Source organism: Peribacillus sp. SIMBA_075 (assembly GCF_046534585.1).
This window is the reverse complement of sequence record NZ_JAWRYN010000723.1, coordinates 1-267: the sequence shown is the minus strand read 5'-3', so window position 1 is coordinate 267 and position 267 is coordinate 1. Positions and strand designations below refer to the sequence as shown.

1 protein-coding gene is annotated in these 267 nt (G+C 48.3%); it reads right to left on the bottom strand.

Annotated features, from left to right (window positions below; translation table 11 throughout):
* Nucleotides 1–267, bottom strand: a 267-nt coding sequence (locus SB775_RS30105) for an AMP-binding protein (RefSeq protein WP_410864914.1), incomplete at both ends; no start/stop codon positions are given.

Sequence of the window (267 nt, the reverse complement as noted above, 5' to 3'; positions counted from 1 at the left end):
ACATTAGTTCCGCTGCTGCGAGCCGTTCATTAAGCATGACCATTTCACAGCCGATATGCAGGCAGCCATACATGACAAAAACAGCTTCAGCATTCGATCTCGCCAATACGGCCACTCGTGATTGTTCCGTGATCCCAAAATGCGCCAACTTGCCGGCGTATTCGAGTGCGATGCTATTGATTTCTGCAAATGTCCATTCATCATCGCCAAATGATAAAGCCAGTTGATTGCCCGTCACATACGCACGTTGCGTCAACCAATTCGGAT